Origin of the sequence: Paraburkholderia caffeinilytica (genome assembly GCF_046030355.1) — a bacterium.
GTDB classification, from domain to species: Bacteria; Pseudomonadota; Gammaproteobacteria; order Burkholderiales; family Burkholderiaceae; genus Paraburkholderia; species Paraburkholderia caffeinilytica_B.
This window is the reverse complement of record NZ_JAQQCQ010000001.1, coordinates 1-18,209: the sequence shown is the minus strand read 5'-3', so window position 1 is coordinate 18,209 and position 18,209 is coordinate 1. Positions and strand designations below refer to the sequence as shown.

15 protein-coding genes are annotated in these 18,209 nt (G+C 62.6%); 8 read left to right on the top strand and 7 right to left on the bottom strand.

Going from position 1 to position 18,209, the window contains the following annotated elements; all coding sequences use genetic code 11:
• Positions 1–2: 2 nt before the first annotated feature.
• A complete protein-coding gene (locus PQQ95_RS00075) occupies positions 3–1,022 on the bottom strand; it encodes an ABC transporter substrate-binding protein (protein WP_408433441.1) in 1,020 nt (339 codons plus the stop codon).
• Positions 1,023–1,135: 113 nt separating this feature from the next.
• Positions 1,136–2,188 (bottom strand): LacI family DNA-binding transcriptional regulator, encoded by a 1,053-nt coding sequence (locus PQQ95_RS00070; RefSeq protein WP_408434512.1) that lies wholly within the window; start codon positions 2,186–2,188, stop codon positions 1,136–1,138.
• 340 nt (positions 2,189–2,528) lie between these two features.
• Here PQQ95_RS00070 and PQQ95_RS00065 point away from each other — a divergent pair, with 340 nt between their 5' ends.
• Positions 2,529–3,527, top strand: a complete 999-nt coding sequence (locus tag PQQ95_RS00065; RefSeq protein ID WP_408433438.1) for an aldose 1-epimerase — start codon at positions 2,529–2,531, stop codon at positions 3,525–3,527.
• 85 nt (positions 3,528–3,612) lie between these two features.
• Here the strand turns inward: PQQ95_RS00065 and PQQ95_RS00060 are convergent, their stop codons facing one another.
• Positions 3,613–4,410 carry an endonuclease/exonuclease/phosphatase family protein gene (locus tag PQQ95_RS00060; protein WP_408433435.1) on the bottom strand — a complete coding sequence of 266 codons (798 nt, stop codon included), beginning with the start codon at positions 4,408–4,410 and terminating at the stop codon, positions 3,613–3,615.
• A 77-nt stretch (positions 4,411–4,487) separates the two neighbouring features.
• A complete protein-coding gene (locus PQQ95_RS00055; RefSeq protein WP_408433433.1) occupies positions 4,488–4,982 on the bottom strand; it encodes a hypothetical protein in 495 nt (164 codons plus the stop codon).
• Between the two features lie 291 nt (positions 4,983–5,273).
• On the opposite strand from PQQ95_RS00055, the gene PQQ95_RS00050 reads away from it, so the two are divergent.
• From PQQ95_RS00050 to PQQ95_RS00035, 4 genes are all read left to right on the top strand, one after another.
• Positions 5,274–6,251, top strand: coding sequence for an AAA family ATPase (locus tag PQQ95_RS00050; RefSeq protein ID WP_408433430.1), 978 nt, complete (start codon positions 5,274–5,276; stop codon positions 6,249–6,251).
• Positions 6,252–6,753: 502 nt separating this feature from the next.
• Positions 6,754–7,860: an NAD(P)/FAD-dependent oxidoreductase gene (locus PQQ95_RS00045; protein WP_408433427.1), complete on the top strand. Its 1,107-nt coding sequence runs from the start codon at positions 6,754–6,756 to the stop codon at positions 7,858–7,860.
• Between the two features lie 226 nt (positions 7,861–8,086).
• Positions 8,087–8,398: a high-potential iron-sulfur protein gene (locus PQQ95_RS00040; protein WP_408433424.1), complete on the top strand. Its 312-nt coding sequence runs from the start codon at positions 8,087–8,089 to the stop codon at positions 8,396–8,398.
• A 283-nt stretch (positions 8,399–8,681) separates the two neighbouring features.
• Positions 8,682–9,974 carry an MFS transporter gene (locus PQQ95_RS00035; RefSeq protein WP_408433422.1) on the top strand — a complete coding sequence of 431 codons (1,293 nt, stop codon included), beginning with the start codon at positions 8,682–8,684 and terminating at the stop codon, positions 9,972–9,974.
• A 142-nt stretch (positions 9,975–10,116) separates the two neighbouring features.
• Here PQQ95_RS00035 and PQQ95_RS00030 read toward each other — a convergent pair whose 3' ends face one another.
• Both PQQ95_RS00030 and PQQ95_RS00025 read right to left on the bottom strand, forming a co-directional pair.
• The gene (locus tag PQQ95_RS00030; protein WP_408433419.1) at positions 10,117–11,637 is read right to left on the bottom strand and encodes an amidase; all 1,521 of its coding nucleotides are present in this window, start codon (positions 11,635–11,637) and stop codon (positions 10,117–10,119) included.
• Between the two features lie 92 nt (positions 11,638–11,729).
• Positions 11,730–12,428, bottom strand: a complete 699-nt coding sequence (locus PQQ95_RS00025; protein ID WP_408433417.1) for a dienelactone hydrolase family protein — start codon at positions 12,426–12,428, stop codon at positions 11,730–11,732.
• A gap of 308 nt (positions 12,429–12,736) precedes the next feature.
• Between PQQ95_RS00025 and PQQ95_RS00020 the strand changes: the two genes are divergently transcribed.
• The 3 genes from PQQ95_RS00020 (at position 12,737) to PQQ95_RS00010 (ending at position 16,576) form a co-directional block, all read left to right on the top strand.
• Complete coding sequence (locus tag PQQ95_RS00020; RefSeq protein ID WP_408433414.1) at positions 12,737–13,840, top strand: NAD(P)H-dependent flavin oxidoreductase; 1,104 nt, start codon at positions 12,737–12,739, stop codon at positions 13,838–13,840.
• Between the two features lie 433 nt (positions 13,841–14,273).
• Complete coding sequence (locus PQQ95_RS00015) at positions 14,274–15,419, top strand: branched-chain amino acid ABC transporter substrate-binding protein (RefSeq protein WP_093644851.1); 1,146 nt, start codon at positions 14,274–14,276, stop codon at positions 15,417–15,419.
• A gap of 140 nt (positions 15,420–15,559) precedes the next feature.
• Entirely contained in the window at positions 15,560–16,576 is a 1,017-nt protein-coding gene (locus tag PQQ95_RS00010) for a cupin-like domain-containing protein (protein ID WP_408433411.1), read from the top strand.
• A gap of 92 nt (positions 16,577–16,668) precedes the next feature.
• On the opposite strand, the gene PQQ95_RS00005 is transcribed toward PQQ95_RS00010, so the two are convergent.
• Positions 16,669–18,209, bottom strand: a 1,541-nt coding sequence (locus tag PQQ95_RS00005; protein ID WP_408433408.1) for a collagen-like triple helix repeat-containing protein, incomplete at its 5' end; no start/stop codon positions are given.

Sequence of the window (18,209 nt, the reverse complement as noted above, 5' to 3'; positions counted from 1 at the left end):
TATCAATAGCCGTACTGCATGTTCTGCTGCACGTTGCTCTTGTCGTAGAAGCGGTCCGAGACCTTGACCCACGTCGGGATCTTTTCGCCCTTCGCGTAACGTTGGGCGACGTCGCAGGCGAGCGGGCCGAAGAACGGGCTCGACTGCACGCTCGCGCCGAGTTCGCCGGCGGCGATCGCGTCCATGCCACCCTTGGTGCCGTCGATCGTGACGATCTGGATGTCCTTGCCCGGCTGCTTGCCGGCCGCCTTGATGGCAGCGATCGCGCCGAGCGCCATTTCGTCGTTATGCGCGTAGACGGCGGTCACTTCCGGATGCGCCTGCAACAGCGTTTCCATCACCTGACGGCCCTTGTCGCGCGCGAAGTCGCCGCTTTGCGAGGCGATGATCGTCATGCCCGGGTTCTTCGCGATGATTTCGTCGAAGCCCTTCTTGCGGTCGTTCGCAGCGGACGCGCCCGTGGTGCCTTCGAGTTCGATGATCTTCGCCTTGCCGCCCGTCGCCTTGACGAGCCAGTCAGCCGCGCGATGACCCTGATCGATGAAGTCCGAGCCGATGAACGTGATGTAGTCGCGGCCCGCCTTGGCCACCGACTGATCGACGTCACGGTCGACCAGGATCACGGGAATGCCGGCCTTTTTGGCTTGCAGCACGACCGGCGCAAGCGGCTTTTCTTCGCGCGGCGGGAACACCAGCAGATCGACGTGCTGCGCGATCATGTTCTGGATGTCCGATACCTGCTTGGAGTTCGAGCTGTTGGCGTCGGTCATGACCAACTGCCAGCCGCACTTCGCGGCGATGTCCTTGAAGCTCTTGGTCTCCGCGAGACGCCACGGATTGTTGCTTTCGGTCTGGGCGAAGCCGACCTTCAGCGGAGTTTTGGTGGGCAGCTTCGGCAGCGCGTCGTCGGCGTGCGCCGTGGCGACGCCGAAGCCGATGGCCAGAGCCAGCAGCGAACCTGCCAGCGGACGAATCTGCTGCTTGCGCGCGAGCTTGCGCGACTGCGTGTTGAGCGACGCCATTGTCTTCCTCCAGTACCTGGTGAGGTGTATTTGCTTTTTAGTGTTTCTCCTGTCGGCCGAGCTGTTTCACCCTGACCGGACGTGCCGATTATTCCACTGGGAATTATTATCGGTCAATCACTAATAATATTAATTATTGGCTTTTCTGCCTCGGTAATTACCCTGACCGAGTTGCGTTCGACGAGCGGACCGTCGAGTTTGACGAGACGATGTCGCACGGGCGCGCCGGCTGCGCGGTTGTGTTCTTCCTGAAGCAAGGTTTCGACGGCCCAGCGTCCCAGTTCGTAGTTCGGCAGCACCACGGTCGATAGCGGCGGATGCGTGTGGCGGGCAATTTCCTGGTCGTCGTAGCCGAGCACGGAAACGTCTTCCGGCACGCGCAGGCCGAGTTGCTTCAGGGCTTCGATTGCGCCCAGCGCGGTCAGATCGTTGGCGCAAAAAATGGCGGTCGGCGGATTCGCTTCACGCATCAGGGAGAGCGTCATTTCGAAGCCGAGCCCCGAGCTCCAGTCGCCGTCGCGCACCAGTTCCGGCGCATACGGCAGGTCGGCGGTGGCGAGGGCGGTGCGATAGCCTTTGAGGCGGTCTTTCGATGCGTCCTGCCACGGCTCGCCGTTGATATAGCCGATCCGCCGATGCCCTGACTGCAGCAGATAGTCGGTCGCCAGATGGCCGCCGGCGACCTCGGCGGGCACCACCGACGAAAATCCGCCTTCGCTCGTGTAGCAGTTCAGCAGGACGGTGGGCACCTGCGAGAGTGCCGCCGGCAAGATGACTTTGCGGGTGTAGACGGTCGCGTAGATCACGCCGAATACATGCGGGTTCGACAGCGTCGCGTCCAGCACCTGCTTTTCGATGTCGGCGTTGCCGTGCGTCGAATAGACGGCGAGCATCTTGCCGCTCGCATAGGCCGCATCGCGCGCGCCGTCGACGTTGACGACCGGATGTGGACTGGTGGAAATCTCGTCGGCCAGATAGACGATCAGGTTGCGTTCATCGTCCGAAACCGATACCGGTTCGCGCAGCGAGAGCCGGTAGCCGAGGTCGTGTGCGGCCTTCAGCACCTTGTTGCGGGTGGTCTCGGAGAACTTTGCGCCGGTCGCGTTGTTCAGCACGAGCGAGACAGTGGATTGCGACACGCCGGTGAGCTTGGCGATGTCGGTCATGGTCGGGCGGCGTTGAGTCGATTTTTTCATTGTGCGGGCCGCGCTGCAGCGGCGCGAAAACAGGAGCATGCCGATGGCATTCGTGATGCTGACGGTACCACTAATAATATGCGCACGGCAACGCACGCTAACCCGCCATTTGGGAGTTTTGGTAAGGCATGATTCGGCGTGTTTCGACAAATTTATTACTAATAATATTGACCGATGCGCTTTGGCGTGCGATTCTCGGTCGCGCGGAGCCCTGACGGCTCCGCCGGCCGCGCGCTGTGCGCGGCACGTCATAGGAGACATCGATGGGCGTTCATGCCGCCATCCGCCTGAGGCCCGGCCTTTTCTGACCATGCGCGACGTTTCCCCGAATCCGACCCGGTCCTTCGTTGCTGAACTCACGGCGCTCACCGGCCTCACGTGGCTCGACGACCCCGCGATCGCGCCGTCGCTTGTCACGTTAACGGCAGGTGCGATGCGTGTGGTGATCGCGCCGGAAATCGGCGGCGCGCTGGCGGCTTACTACGAGTCGACACCCGAGGGGCCGCTCCATTGGTTGCGGCCGGCCACGCAAGCGGCGTTCGATGAACGCGATCCGCTGCGCATGGCGAGTTTCCCGCTCTTTCCCTATTGCAACCGGATTCGCGACGCGCGGTTCCAGTTCGACGGCGGCACAGTCGATCTGAACGGCGATGACACGCGTTTTACGCATGCGTTACACGGCAATGCGTGGCGGCATCCGTGGCAGGTGGGGGCGCGCACGGGGAGCTCGGTGGAATTGCACTTCGACCACGAACCGGATTCGCAGCGGCCCGGCGACTGGCCGTTCCGCTATCGCGCGCAGCAGCGTATCGAGCTGATTGGCGGCGCGTTACGCATCACGCTGTCCGCGCAAAATCTTGGCGACAGGCCGATGCCTTTCGGCATGGGCCATCACCCGTACTATCCGCGCACCACGCAGACCCGCGTCTACGCCGACGTGCAGGCCATGTGGCATGCCGACGCCGACGTGCTGCCCACGCATCTCGGTCCGCATCCCGCGGTTGAGGCGTTGCGTCACGGCATGTCGCCGGACGCGTTTGAGCTCGACAACAACTTCGCCAACTGGTCGCGCGAGGCGACAATTGTGTGGCCCGACGAACACCGTCAACTGACGATGACCGCTGACGCGCCCTTCGATCATTTGGTGGTATTCGCGCCCGCCAACGATGCGCAACTGTGCGTGGAACCGGTGACCAACACCACCGATTGCTTCAATGCCGTCGGCATGCAGGAGTACGTGGGCGGCTGCGTGTTGCAGCCGGGCGAGAGGATCGCCGCGGGCTTGATCTGGACGCCGAGCAGAAGCTAAGCGCGGTTGTTAGCCGCGCGCTCGTGCTTGTACGTTTGAGACAGGCAAAAGAAAAAGGGCGGCCATGCCGCCCCCTCAATCTGGCTCACTCGACTCGCAACCGCGCCATATACGGCAAATGATCCGACAGCCACGCCGTTTCCTGCGTTGGCTGGATCCATTCGACCGGCTGCATGCCGCGCACGAACATCTTGTCGAGCGCGAGCGCCGGCGAGAAGGCCGGAAACGTGCGGCCCGATTCGCCGAGCAGCGTGGCCACTTCCTGCAGGCCGTGTTCGGCGAACAGCGGCACCGAGTCGTTGCGCCAGTCGTTGAAGTCGCCGGCCAGCACCAGCGGACCTTCCGGCGCTTCCTTCGCGATCCAGTGTGCGATCCAGTTCATCTGCCGCAAGCGCGCCGAGCGCGTGAGCGCGAGATGCGCGCACAGCAGCGTGACCGAATGACCACCGAAGGTTGCTCGGGCCACCAACAGCCCGCGCTTTTCGAAGCGATGCGCGGAGATATCCCAGCGCCCGCCGAGATCGAGCGGATGCGGTGACAGAATCGCATTGCCATGCCGCCACGATGGTTTGAACACATTCGGCCCAAGCGCGATTTCGAGTTCGGCTGCGCGTGCGATCTCGGTGGCCTGGCAGTGCCAGACATCACTCAACGGATCGGCGAGCGGCGAGCCGAAACTACTGGCCAGAATCGGCGAGGGCATGCGCCGCGCCATCGCTTCCTGTAAAAAATACGCGTCCGCGTGAGTCGATTGAACCCAGCGCTGCATCGCCTGCCAGGCCTGAAAGCCGAGCGGTGTGCGGCCCTTGTGCAGATTCCAGCTCACCGCAATGAAATCCTTCGGCGCTACGCTTTCGCGGATCAATTCTTCTGGGTTTCGCATGCCGCGTTGTCCACGTGTTCTGTTGAGGCTTCGGTTGTTCGTTTCAGTTCGTGCCGTTCGCAGTGCACTGATTCGCACTAGTTTGCGCTGTTCGCAAGACTCGCACGCACGCGATAGACCAGGTTCGGATCCTTGTCGACGATCGTCCAGCTGACCCATTGATCTGGCGGCAGTTTCAGGCCCGGATGACTCGCGTTCACCTGACGCGGTTGCGGCGGCAACTTGCAGCCGGTGTCGGTTTGTTGCGCGCCGTCTTCCTCGAACGTTTCCTGGGCGTCGATCGACAGCGTGACCGCACTCGCATCCGCCTGGAGCGGCGAGATCGTCAGCGTACGCGCCAGATCGATGCTGCCGCCCGGCTGGTCCTTGCAGCCGACGTTATGCTGGACCATCTTGTGATGCGTGTCCGTGCGCGCCTGGCCGACGGTGGTGGTGCCGTCGAATGAATCGATCTGCTGGCCGTCGCGCATGACCTGCAACTGCCATTGCACGACCTGCTGCGCCGCCCCTTGTTGCGCGTTCGCGAGCAGCGAAGTGCCGAACAGCACGGCCACGATACTGGTTTTCCACATAGAAGGATGCTCCGGTCACTGCGTCCGGCAGAGTAGTCAGAAGGCCATCTTACGCCTGATGGGCTGAACGCTTTTCTGACACGCCGAACGGGGCCGGGTTCAGCAATACATCATTTCCGATGAGGACGTGAATCCCACGGGGCTTCGTTCCGGGCTTCGCGGAAAACGGGCCGTTGTTAGCAGCAGACCCGCATGACTGCTGGCTTGCACGCGAATATGTCCTCGCTACACTGGACTTGAACGGTGCCCATCAGGCGCCGCAGCAGCAAGACCAGCCAGACGGGGTGAGCGATGACAACAGCAATGGTCAAACAGGAAATCGCCGTGGCATCTTTCAGTCGGGTATACGACCTCGATCAGGTCGAGACCGCGCTGAACGAGCTGAGCGAAGGCGCGAACGAGGCGCTGCGCGCCACTTACGAAAAGATGCTGAAAACCGGCAATCTGCGCTTCTGCGTCAAGCCGAACCGGATGCCGTCGATCGACGATCTGATCGACGCGCTGCCCAACTTTTCAGCGCCACTCGACGACATCCGCAAACAGGTTGCCTTGTGTCTCGAGACCGAAGACCGGCTCGAGCTGATGCCGATCCTGCTGCTCGGCGATCCGGGCATCGGCAAGACGCACTTTGCCAAGCAGTTGGCGCGCCTGCTCGGCACCGCCTATCAATATGTGGCGATGAGTTCGCTGACGGCGGGGTGGATTCTGTCGGGCGCGTCGTCGCAGTGGAAGAACGCGAAGCCGGGCAAGGTGTTCGATGCGCTCGTGAACGGCAGTTACGCGAACCCCGTGATTGCCGTCGACGAAATCGACAAGGCCAGCGGCGATTCGCAATACGATCCGCTCGGCGCGCTTTACGCGCTGCTCGAGCACGATACGGCGCAGACTTTCATCGACGAATTCGCCGAGATTCCGATCAATGCCGGCCACGTGATCTGGATCGCGACGGCGAACGACGAGCGCTCGATCCCGGAACCGATTCTGAACCGGATGAACGTGTATGAAATTCCACCGCCGGATCACGACGGCGCACGCCGTATCGCTCAATCGATCTACGACGAAATTCGCTCGGCGCATAACTGGGGATTGCGCTTTCCCGAAACGCTCGGCGACGCCGCGCTCGATGCGTTGAAGCTCGCTTCACCGCGTGAAATGCGGCGCGCGATTCTGAACGGCTTCGGCGCGGCGCGCATCGACGGGCGGGATTGGATCCAGGCTGGTGACATTCGGCTGGATTACGGAAATCGCCGAAAACCGATCGGTTTTTAGGTATTTTTGCCCTTTTTTTGCCTGAAAGCCGTCTTTGGACGGCTTTTTTCGATATCAAACAGGTGTTTCACACCTAAAACAGGATGAATGTCGCAGCAATTATTGCGAGTTTTGAGATTGCAGAGGGTTTTAGCCGGTATGTCCTTCTCCAGACGGGTGTCTGGCAAGTGTCCGGCGGCGAGCTAACCGCCGCTGCTGGCAACGATTTCACGACGCGCGGCGACACCATCGCCTGCTTGAAGAGTCGAGCGCGGCAGGCGTCGACGGCGTACACTGATCTTGTCCGGCCCATACGTTTAAGTCCTGCTCAAGACCGAATGCCCGCAGTCGCTCGACTGCGGGCATTTCTGTCTGTGCAGCGTCGTACAATTTTGTAGAGCGGTTGCGTCAGGCCAGATGCGTTCGACAGCAAGCGGTGTGCGGTCCTCGATAGCCGCACGCTGTCTTCATGGATATCGGGTGAACGAGGCAGCGCGCGGCGAAGTCAGCCGCGTCAAGGGACATGGATCAAATCGAATGTGTAGTGATCGGCGCGGGTGTCGTCGGTCTCGCCGTGGCGCGCGCATTGGCGGCGCGCGGGCGTGAGGTGATCGTGCTGGAAGCGGCCGAAGCGATCGGCGTGGGCACCAGCTCGCGCAATAGCGAAGTGATTCACGCGGGGATCTACTACCCGCGCGGCTCGCTGAAAGCGGCGCTTTGTGTGCGCGGCCGCGAGATGCTCTACGACTATTGCGTCGAGCACAACGTGCCGCATTCGCGCTGCGGCAAGCTGCTGGTCGCCACCTCGCGCAATCAGATTCCTCAGCTCGAAAGCATCATGGCGAAGGGGCGCGAGAACGGCGTACTCGACCTGATGCGGATCAACGGCGACCAGGCGCAAGCGCTCGAACCGGCGCTCGAATGTGTGGAGGCCGTGTTCTCGCCGCAGACGGGCATTGTCGATAGTCACCAGTTGATGCTGGCGATTCAGGGCGACGCGGAGCGCGACGGCGCGGTCTGCGCGTTTCATGCGCCGGTCGAGGCGATCGAAGCGAGCAATGGCCGCTTCATCATCACGGTGGGCGGCAGCGCGCCGACCACGATCAGCGCAGCCTGCGTGATCAACAGTGCCGGTTTGTACGCGAATGCGCTGGCGCGCACGATTCGCGGCCTCGACGCGCGGCATGTACCGCCGCTCTATCTCGCGCGCGGCAACTACTTCAGCATCTCGGGGCGTGCGCCGTTCAGCCGTCTGATCTATCCGATGCCGAACGAAGCCGGCCTCGGCGTGCATCTGACGATCGATCTCGGTGGCCAGGCGCGTTTCGGTCCCGACGTCGAATGGGTCGATGCGATCAATTACGATGTCGATCCGCGTCGTGCGGAGTCCTTCTACGCGGCGATTCGCGCATATTGGCCCGCGCTGCCCGACGACGCCTTGCAGCCCGCCTATGCGGGGATTCGTCCGAAGCTTTCCGGCCCAGGCGAGCCGGCTGCCGACTTCGTCATTCAAGGTCCGGCCGCGCATGGCGTGCGCGGGCTCGTCAATCTGTTCGGTATCGAGTCGCCGGGATTGACGGCTTCGCTCGCGATCGCTCAGCGTGTTTGCGAAGTGAGTGGGCGTGTTTAACTGTCCGACCCTTGGCGGAGTTATCCCGCTGATCACGTCGTCGCTCATCTCACCGCTCGCGTCATGCGGCCAATGGACATTCGGGGCGCGTAAGGCCCGCGCGGGGTAGTACCGATTCGGTTATCTCTATCATTTGGGCCGTCACGCGCGACGGCTTCATTGCTATCCTTGGGGACCGCTGTCATCAGAACGGCGATCAGTTCAATATAAATGGAGTGAGTCCCCCATGAAATCTTCCCGTCGTACGTTTTTGATCTCCAGTATTGGTGTGGCATCCGCGTTTGCCCTGTCGCGCCAGGCTTTCGCCGATGCCCCGAAGGTCGCCGAGACCGACCCGACCGCACAAGCGCTCGGCTACAAGGCCGACGCGAGCAAAGTCGACAAGGCCAAGTTCGCGAAGTACGCAGCAGGCCAGGACTGCGGCAACTGCAGCTTCTATCAAGGCAAGCCGACCGACCCTTACGCGGGCTGCCCGATGTTCGCGGGCAAGCAGGTCGCGAGCAAGGGTTGGTGCAGCGCATATAACAAGAAGGCCTGATCACGCTTGAGCCGCATACATATTCAGTGTTGCGGCAAATGCGCCGCAACATCGCGGCGGCCGGATTGCGGTTCGGTTATCAAGGCGTCTGCCGCCCTGCGCGACAGACGCCTTTTTGCTGCTTGATAACAGCTTGCGCGCTCTTTACACTCCAATGCGATTGCTGCGGCGGGCGTTGTTTTTTCTCGTTCACGCCAAGGCGCACTAACGCATAACGCACGCTGAAGCACATCTACGCTGAGACGCCGCACCACGCGACATGTTTCGCAAGCTGGAGATTCGAATGGCACCAGCGTCCCGGAGCCTCAATACACGCGCCGTTGTGGCGGCTGTGATCGGCAACGCGCTCGAATGGTACGACTTCACCGTGTTCGGTCTCCTCACGGTGGTGATCGCGCAATTGTTCTTTCCGGCAGGCAACGACTACTCGTCGATCCTGCTGACCACCGCAACCTTCGGCGTCGCCTTCGTCATGCGGCCGATCGGCGGCATCGTACTCGGACTGTATGCGGATCGCGCGGGACGCAAGGCGGCGCTGTCGCTCGTCATCGCGCTGATGACGCTCGGCATTCTGCTGCTCGCGATCGCTCCGCCGTATTCGGCGATCGGTATCGGGGCGCCTTTGATGATCGTGCTCGGGCGTTTGCTGCAGGGTTTTTCCGCCGGCGGTGAATTCGGCAGTGCTACTGCATTGCTGATCGAAGCGGCCCCGTTTTCGAAGCGCGGCTTCTACGGCAGCTTGCAGATGGCGAGTCAGGCGGCGGCGCTTCTGCTCGGCGCCATGGTCGGCGCGTTGATCACGCACGGTCTTTCACCCGAGGCACTCAAGTCATGGGGTTGGCGCATACCGTTCATTCTGGGCTTGATCATCGGGCCGATCGGTTTTTATATCCGCAGGCATCTCTCCGATTCGGAAGCCTTTCTGCTGGCGCAAAAAACGGCGCGGCGCGCCACGCTCGGCGAAGTGTTCAGAAGCCATAGCCGCGACGTGCTGTGCGGACTCGGCGCAGTGATCGCGCTCACCGTGACGATCTATGTGCTGATCAGTTATCTGCCGACCTTCGCGGTCACGCAATTGAAGCTGCCTTATGCGCAATCCTTTTACGCGGTGATCGTCGGCAATCTGCTGTTGACCGTGCTTTCGCCGTTGGCGGGCGCGTGGTCGGACAGGATCGGACGCAAGGGACTTTCGTTGTGGTCGCTGGTGCTGACGCTCGTGATCATCTATCCGCTGTTTGCTTGGCTCGCGGCGGCGCCGAGCGTGTCGAAACTGATTCTCGTGCAGGCGCTATTGTCGATTGCGCTGTCTGGATACTACGGGCCGTTCGGCGCGCTGATCGCCGAACTGTTTCCGGCGAACGTGCGCTCGATCGGCTTATCGCTCGCGTACAACGTCGCGGTGATGCTGTTCGGCGGCTTCGGGCCTTTCGTCGTGACGTGGCTCATCGACACCACCGGTTCGGCGCTCGCGCCGACTTACTATGTGATGGGCGGACTGGCGCTCTCGATCGTTGCAGTGGCGTGCATCCCCGGCAAGCGTCATGCGGATCTCGATGCGCGGCGCAAACCGGCCTGAGTGTTCAACCGCGCGGCGGCCTGAATCGATTCTTCTGACGTTGCCGGAGCCGGAGACCGAGCCTGAGTAGACGACGTCTGGGTAGGCGCATGAATTGTCGTCTGAACAGGCGCCTGAATCGATACACCGGGCGCCTGCTCGTCTAGCTGCGCGCCTGTATCAACGGTGGCCGTTTGTTGAACCACGGCCGCGTCGCTTCGAGTTGCGCGGCCAGCCGCAGCAGCGTTGCTTCGCCGCCCTCGCGTGTGGCGAACTGCACGCCGATAGGCAGCCCGCGCGCGTTCCAGTAGAGCGGCACCGACATCGCCGGTTGGCCGGTCAGATTGAACAACTCCGTGCATCCTGCCCATGCGAATGCCTTGTTCGACGCTTCGGTCAGCAGCTTCTTCATCAGCGGTTCGAGCGGCATCGCCGTGACGGCGCGCATCTGCATGCGCTCCGCGGCGGTGGGATGCATTTCGCCGATCTTGATCGGCGCGCCGGCGAGCGTCGCGCACAGGAGCACGTCGTAGCGGTTCAGCAAATCGGTGAGGCGTTCCGTGATCCGGCGCTGTTCTTCGAGCGCGCCAGGCAGGCTGCGCTCACCGAGTTTTCGGCCGACGTGCGCCATGGCCCACGTCGAGATTTCGAATTCGTCCCGCAGCGGTTTGCGGCCGGTGATGCGATCGGCGTGCAGCACCATCTCTTCCGCTGTCACGGACCAGAGCATCAGGAACGCATGGCGGACTGCCGCGAAATCGATACCGAGCGACACCGGTTCGATGTTGTGGCCAAGCGAACTGGCGAGTTGCGCGGCGTCTTCGAGCGCGGCGCGCGCGTCGGCGGAGAGCGAGGGCGCCAGCATCGGATCGGTGACGTAGGCAATGTTCAGCGGCTTGCAGGGCTCGCGGCTGGCGCCGAGGAAAGTGCCCGGCGCACCGAGTGGTCTGTCCGCATTGCCCGCCAGCAGATCGAGCAGCAGCGCACTGTCGCGCACGCTGCGCGATACCGCGTGATCGATGCCGAGATCACCGGCCGCGGCAGTCGGTGTCGCGCGCGGCACGCGTCCGCGCGAAGGTTTGAGGCCGAACAGTCCACAACATGAAGCGGGAATGCGGATCGAGCCGCCGCCGTCCGATGCATGCGCGAGCGGTACGATGCCTGCGGCGACCGCCGCGGCCGCACCGCCGCTCGAGCCGCCAGGCGTGTGGTCGAGATTCCATGGATTGCGGCACGCGCCGAACAGTTCGGGCTCCGTATAAGGCATCTGACCGAGTTCGGACGTGCTGGTCTTGGCGAAGATGTTCAGGCCGGCCGCTTTCGCGAGTGCGACGACCGGTGCGTCCTCGGTCGGCTTGAAGTGGCGATAGTGGCGGCTGCCCATCGCCATGCGCAACCCGGCGACCGCCGCGCCCAGGTCTTTGATCAGATAGGGCACGCCCGCGAGCGCTGCTTGCGGGCTTCCAACCTCAGTATGGTTCGCGCCGTTCGCCCGGTTTGCATCGTCACGCGAGGCCCGCTGACGCGCGGCGTCGTAGTCCTTCAGGACAATTGCGTTGATCGCGGGATTGACGGCCTCGGTGCGGGAGATCGCGATGTCCAGCAACTCGCGCGCGCTGGCTTCGCGGCGTCGAACCAGGTCGGCGAGGCCGATGGCGTCATGGGCGAGATAGTCTGATTGCACGACGCCAGGTTCCTCTTTATAGAGTGTTGATTTTGCCGGTTGTCTCCTTGGGGTGACAACCGGGTGTTCTATCCGCGAGTGACCGTGGCAGGTTACAGCCGTTCGCCGAGGAAGGTCAGCGTGCGGCCGTGGGCGAGCGCTGCGGCGCGCTGGTTATACGACGCGCGATCCGTGCAGTTGAAGCCATGATCGGCGTTCGGATAAATGTTGAATTCCGCATCGGCACGGCCGGCAAAGCGCTCCTGAATCTGACCGACGGCCGACAGCGGAATATGCGCGTCGAGTTCACCGTAGTGGAATTGCATCGGCACTTTGATGTTCGCGGCGTGATCGAGCTTGTTCTGGATGCCGCCGCCGTAGTACGCGACCGCGCCGTCGAGCGTGCCCTGCGCAGCGGCCAGATACGCGAGTTGACCGCCAAAGCAGAAGCCGATCGCTGCAATCTTGCCGGTCACTTCCGGCATCGCGCGCAGCGCCGCGGCGGCTGCGCCGATATCGGCCACCGCCAGATCGACATTGGTCTTTTGCATCAACTCGATGCCTTTCGCGCGATCCGCGCCGTCATACGTCAATTCGACGCGCGGCTGCACGCGCCAGAACACGTCCGGGGCGAGCGCGATGTAGCCGTCCTGCGCGTACTGATCCGCGACCGCACGGATGTGGCTGTTCACGCCGAAGATTTCCTGAATGATGATGACGGCCGGCCCCTTGCCGCCTTTGGGCAGCGCCAGATAGCCGCCGAAACTGTCGTTGCCGGCGGGGATGTCGATCCAGCGGGAAGTCGTGCTCATGTTGCTCTCCAATTACTCGTGCGTCGATGCGCGGGGTCGGTCTGAATGAATGCCACAGGCCTGAATGCCTGAGACGGGCGGTCAGTTTGCCATCAAAAGAAACGCCTTGCAGTGAGAGGCCGCGCGCGGTCTGACGACGCCCGCAGTGCACCTTCAGTGCGCCCACCGTGCCCCCACAGCGCGGCGCCAATCTCGTAAGACGATTGAAACATTCTCGATAATTCATTTTTCCGCGCGCGCGAGGCTCGGTACAGTCGAGCGTATCGGCTCGCGCGTGCCGCGCGGGTCCTGAGACAGAGGAATCGATCATGAGTGAAGGCAGTTTTGTGACGCCATTTGCCGAACGTTTCGGCATGCGGGTGCCGGTAGTGCAGGCGCCGATGCTCGGCGGCGCGACCACGCCGGCGATGGTCGCGGCAGCATCGAACGCGGGTGCATTCGGTTTTCTGGCCGGCGCGGCGCTGGCGCCGGAGAAGATCGCGAGCGAAGTTGCGGCGATCCGCGCGCTGACTGATCGTCCGTTTGGCGTCAATCTGTTTGCACTGCCGCCTGCTACCCCCGATGAGGCGACCGTGCGCCGCGCGCTCGAAGCGATCGATCCGATCCGCGCGGAACTCGGCTTGCCGCCGGGCAACCCGCTTGAACGCTATGCGCCCGACTTCCGCGCGCAACTGGAAAAACTGATCGAATTGCGTGTGCCGGTGGTCAGCTTCACGTTTGGGCTGCTCTCCAAAGACGACGTTGAACGTTTGCGCGCTGCGGGTTCGTATGTAATAGGCACCGCGACACATGTCGCAGAAGGACTGGCGTGGCGCGACGTGGGCGCTGACGCGATCGTCGCGCAAGGCGCGGAAGCCGGCGGCCATCGCGGCACGTTCATCGGCGCTTTCGAAGACGCGCTGATCGGCACCATGGCGCTGGTGCCGCAACTCGTCGATGCGACTGGCCTGCCGGTGCTCGCGGCGGGCGGCATTATGGACGGACGCGGTATCGCCGCAGCATTGGCGCTGGGCGCGCAGGCGGCGATGATGGGGAGTGCGTTTATCACGTGCGCCGAAAGCGCGATCTCCCCGGCATGGAAAGAGCGGTTGCGTTCAATGTCCGACACGTCGACTTCCGTGACGCGCGCGATCACCGGCCGTCATGCGCGTGGCATACGCAATCCGTTGATGCAGCGTTTGAGCGAGTCGCCGCATAAGGTCGCGCCTTATCCGGTGCAGAACGGCTTGACGCAGGAACTGCGTCAAGCCGCAGGCCGCGCGGGTAACAGCGACTATCTGTCTCTGTGGTCAGGCCAGGGTGCGCCGCTTGGCCGCAAGCGCCGGGAAGGTCTCGGTGCCGCCGAACTCGTTGGGCAACTCGAGCAGGAATGGCATGCTGCGGCGGCACGGATCGGCGCGCTCAAACGTTGATTCGGCACGGCTCAGGCGCGTCGCGCAGCACCCTGCGGCGTGCCTTGTTTTTAAGCCTAAAGCCTATTCGAAACATTAACGGTTTAACACGCTAAAAGCTTTAGGCCGTGTCGTTAGACGAACAGCTCACCTAGCGGAAACCCGCATGGGCTGGTGCTTTCCAGCCTGTCTTTCGCGCTGGAATCGGCTCCTGTTGGATAAACGCTATTAGTGTTCATCCCACTTCCTCAAAAAAGTCCCACAATTTAATTTGATGGCCTACACTTGCGCGCAAGTGCGATTTGCCGTCTGCCACAAACAGTCCGGTGAACGTGCTGGCCAAGTGCATGAACGATGCAACCGGCGTGGTCGTCCACGGGACTGAGCGACACGTGTAGGGAAGCGGGGGCACAGGGCGATTACGTTGTTTTTGGGACCGAAACTGGAGACTTACATGAACATCAAGATTCAAAAGCTGTTGCCGATCAGCGCTGCGGCCATGTTGTTTGCGTCGTTGGCAACGGGCGCGGTGGCGGACGAGGTCGTCAAGATCGGCCACGTTGCACCGTTGACCGGCGGTATCGCTCACCTGGGTAAAGACAACGAAAACGGCGCGCGCCTGGCAGTTGAGGAAATCAACGCCAAGGGCCTGACGATCGGCGGTCAGAAAGTCACGCTGCAACTCGACGCACAAGACGACGCAGCTGACCCGCGTACGGCTACGCAAGTCGCGCAGAAGCTGGTTGACGATAAGGTCGTCGCCGTGGTCGGCCACTTGAACTCGGGTACGTCGATCCCGGCTTCGAAGATCTATAGCGATGCTGGCATCGTGCAGATCTCGCCGTCGGCAACGAACCCGGCCTACACGCAACAAGGTTTCAAGACGACGTACCGCGTCGTGGCGACCGACGCACAGCAAGGTCCGGCACTGGCTAACTACGCAGCCAAGGGTCTGAAAGTGAAGAGCGTCGCGATCGTCGACGACTCGACCGCTTACGGTCAAGGTCTCGCCAACGAATTCGAAAAGACCGCCAAGTCGCTGGGCCTGAACGTGATGTCGCATGACGCGACGAACGACAAGGCTGTCGACTTCCGCGCGATTCTGACGAAGATCAAGGGCGAAAACCCGGACGCGATCATGTACGGCGGTATGGATGCAACCGGCGGCCCGTTCGCCAAGCAAGCCAAGCAGCTCGGCCTGCGCGCGAAGGTGCTGGCAGGCGACGGCGTGTGTACCGACAAGCTGTCGGATCTGGCTGGCGACGCAACCGACAACATCGTCTGCTCGGAAGCCGGTATGGCGCTCGAGAAGATGGCTGGCGGCGCAGCGTTCCTCGCCAAGTATCAGAAGCGTTTCGGTCAACCGATCCAGATCTACGCTCCGTTCACGTATGACGCTGTGTACATCATCGTCGACGCTATGAAGCGTGCGAACTCGACCGATCCGGCGAAGATCCTGGCAGCAATGCCGGCGACCGACTACAAGGGTGTGATCGGCGAAACCACGTTCGACTCGAAGGGCGACCTTCAACACGGCGTGATCTCGCTGTACAACTACAAGGCAGGCAAGAAGACGCTGCTCGACGTAGTCAAGATGTAAGAGCCGCATGACCGAAGACAGCCTGGTTTGTCTTCGATCAAGTAGATAAAAGGCACGCGCGCCGTATGGCTCGCGTGCCTTTTCTTTTGGGATTGGCACGAGAGGTTGGCGAGTTTGAGAACATTGTTTGGGAGAATGCCGTGACCACTGAAATCCGTTCGATCGACAACGGCTGGCGCCGCTGGATTGCCGAGAATCTGCTGCTCGACGCACCGCCGCCCGCCGTGCACGGTGCGCTGGTCGGACATGGTTTCGACCCGGCCGAAGCCGCGCGCGAAATCGAGACGGCGCTCGCGAGTCCTTACTTTGAGGGCGCGGTGCGCTTGCGCAATCGTTTGCGCAAACGCGAATGGATATTATCGGTGTACGGCGCACTCAATCGGATGCGCGCTGGAAGCGGTGTGATCGAACGGCGCGAGCGCTTATCGCGCGACGCGTTCTTTGAGCAGTACTACTTTCAGAACCGGCCCGTGATCATCACTGGCGCTTTCGATTTCTGGCCGGCGCGCACGCAGTGGAGTTTCGACTACTTTCGCGAGCGGTGCGGCGATTGTGAAGTCGAAGTGCAGTTCGGCCGTGAGTCGGATGCGAATTACGAAATCAATCAGCCGAAGCTCAAGCGCATGATGCGTTTTGCCGATTATGTCGATCTCGTCGAGCGTAGCGGCTCGACTAACGATTTCTACATGACCGCCAATAACACCTCGCACAATCGCGCGGCGCTCGCGGCGCTGTGGTCAGACGTGCCGACTATTCGCGAATATCTCGACGCCGAGTCGCCCGATACGGGTTTTTTCTGGATGGGGCCCGCTGGAACGAAGACGCCGTTTCACCATGATCTGACCAATAATTTCATGGCGCAGGTGATCGGCCGCAAACAGATCAAGCTGGTTCCGCTGTCCGATACGCCGCATATGGCGAACATGCTGCATTGTTATTCGCAGGTGGACGGCAGTGCGATCGACTACGAGCGATTCCCGTCCATGCGCAATGCGCATTTAATCGAATGCACGCTCGAACCCGGCGAATTGCTGTTTCTGCCGATCGGCTGGTGGCATTACGTGGAAGGACTCGATGCATCGGTGACGATGACGTTCACCCATTTTCTGCAGCGTAACGACTTCTCGCGCGACTATGTGACGTATCACGAACTCTGACAAAAAAACGGCGAACCGGTTTGACCCGGCTCGCCGCCCCCCTTTGACGCTTGTTTTTCCGCGTCTTTATTTGCTGTCGTTTTTTGTATTCGTTACTTCTTCGTCGTCAGGCCACCTAGACCGCCGAGCAAGCCGCCGCCCGTGGTGCCGCCCGCCGAGCCCGCTGTACCCGTCAGCGCGCCGGTGACGGTGCCCAGCAGACCGGTGATGGGCGCAAGCGGGTTGCTGGTGCTGCCGCCCGTGCCGCCTGACCCCGCAGCCGACCCGAGCGCGCCTGTCAGCGACGACACCGCCGACGTCACCGGTGCCAGCGGGTTGCTGCCGCCGGTCGCACCGCCCAATGCGCTGGTGACCGAGTTCAGTACGCCGGTCAGTGGGGCAAGCGGGCTGCTGCCTGAACTGCCGCCGAGGCCACCCAGGCTGCCCGTCACGGTGTTGAGGACGCTGGTCAGCGGTGCAAGCGGACTGCTGCCTGAACTGCCACCGAGGCCACCGAGGCCACCGAGGCCACCGAGACTGCCGGTCACGGTGCTAAGGACACTGGTAATGGGCGCAAGCGGGCCACCCGAACCGCTGCCGCCGGTCAGGCCGCCGCTCAAGGTACCGGGCAACGCGGTGAGAATGCTGGTCAACGGCGCTAGCGGATTGCCCGTAGCACCGCCACTGCCGCCCGGATTCAGGATGCCGGTGAGGCCGCCGAGCGGATTGCCGCTGCTTGCGCCGCCCGCGGTCAACAGGCCGCCGGCGGAGGTGACGGTATCGCCGAGCTTGGTCACGACATTGCCGAGGTTCTGGCCGATCGGGTTGCCGGTTGCACTGCTGACCTGGCTGCCTGCGCTGTCGAGGCCGTGGCCGATGGTCGACAGCAAACCGTTCAGCGGTGCGCCGAGTCCGGTCGTATCGCCGACGGTTTGGGTCGTTTGCGCGAGCGTGGTGGTGATCGGCGTGATCGCGGTGCTGACCGTTTGCGTGATCTGCTGGATCGGGCCGTTCGTCAGTTGCGAGGTCAGTTGTGTGCCCAGGCCGCTGACTGCGGTGCCGAGCGTCGAGACCGTGCTGCCGAGCGGCGTGGTCAGCGGGCTGAGCGGTGCGGTGGGGCCGCTGCCGAGACTCGTCACGAGCTGACCGGCGCTGTTGACGGCTTGGCCTGCGTTGTAAACCAGACCACCGGTGCTCGCCAGCGTCGTGCCGAGCGGATCGGTGGAATTGCCGAGTTGGCCGAGGCCGTTCGCTGCACCCGTGCCGACTGCAGTGACACCGGCGCCGAGACTCGAGACGACATTGCCGAGTGCGGTCGTGGTGGCCGGGTTCGCGCCGGGGATCGGCGTGAGGCCAATCTGGCTGCCGATCGCGGAGACGGTCTGGCCGGTCGCGGTCACCACGTTGCCGGTGTTCTGGACGACGACGCCGATTGGATTGGCGCTGGTGGGCGTTGGCGTGGGCGTGGGCGTCGGTGTAGGAGTCGGCGTCGGGGTAGGAGTCGGAGTCGGAGTCGGAGTCGGAGTCGGAGTCGGTGTCGGCGTCGGTGTAGGAGTCGGCGTCGGCGTCGGCGTCGGGGTTGGCGTCGGTGTAGGAGTCGGCGTCGGCGTCGGCGTCGGCGTCGGCGTCGGCGTCGGCGTCGGCGTCGGCGTCG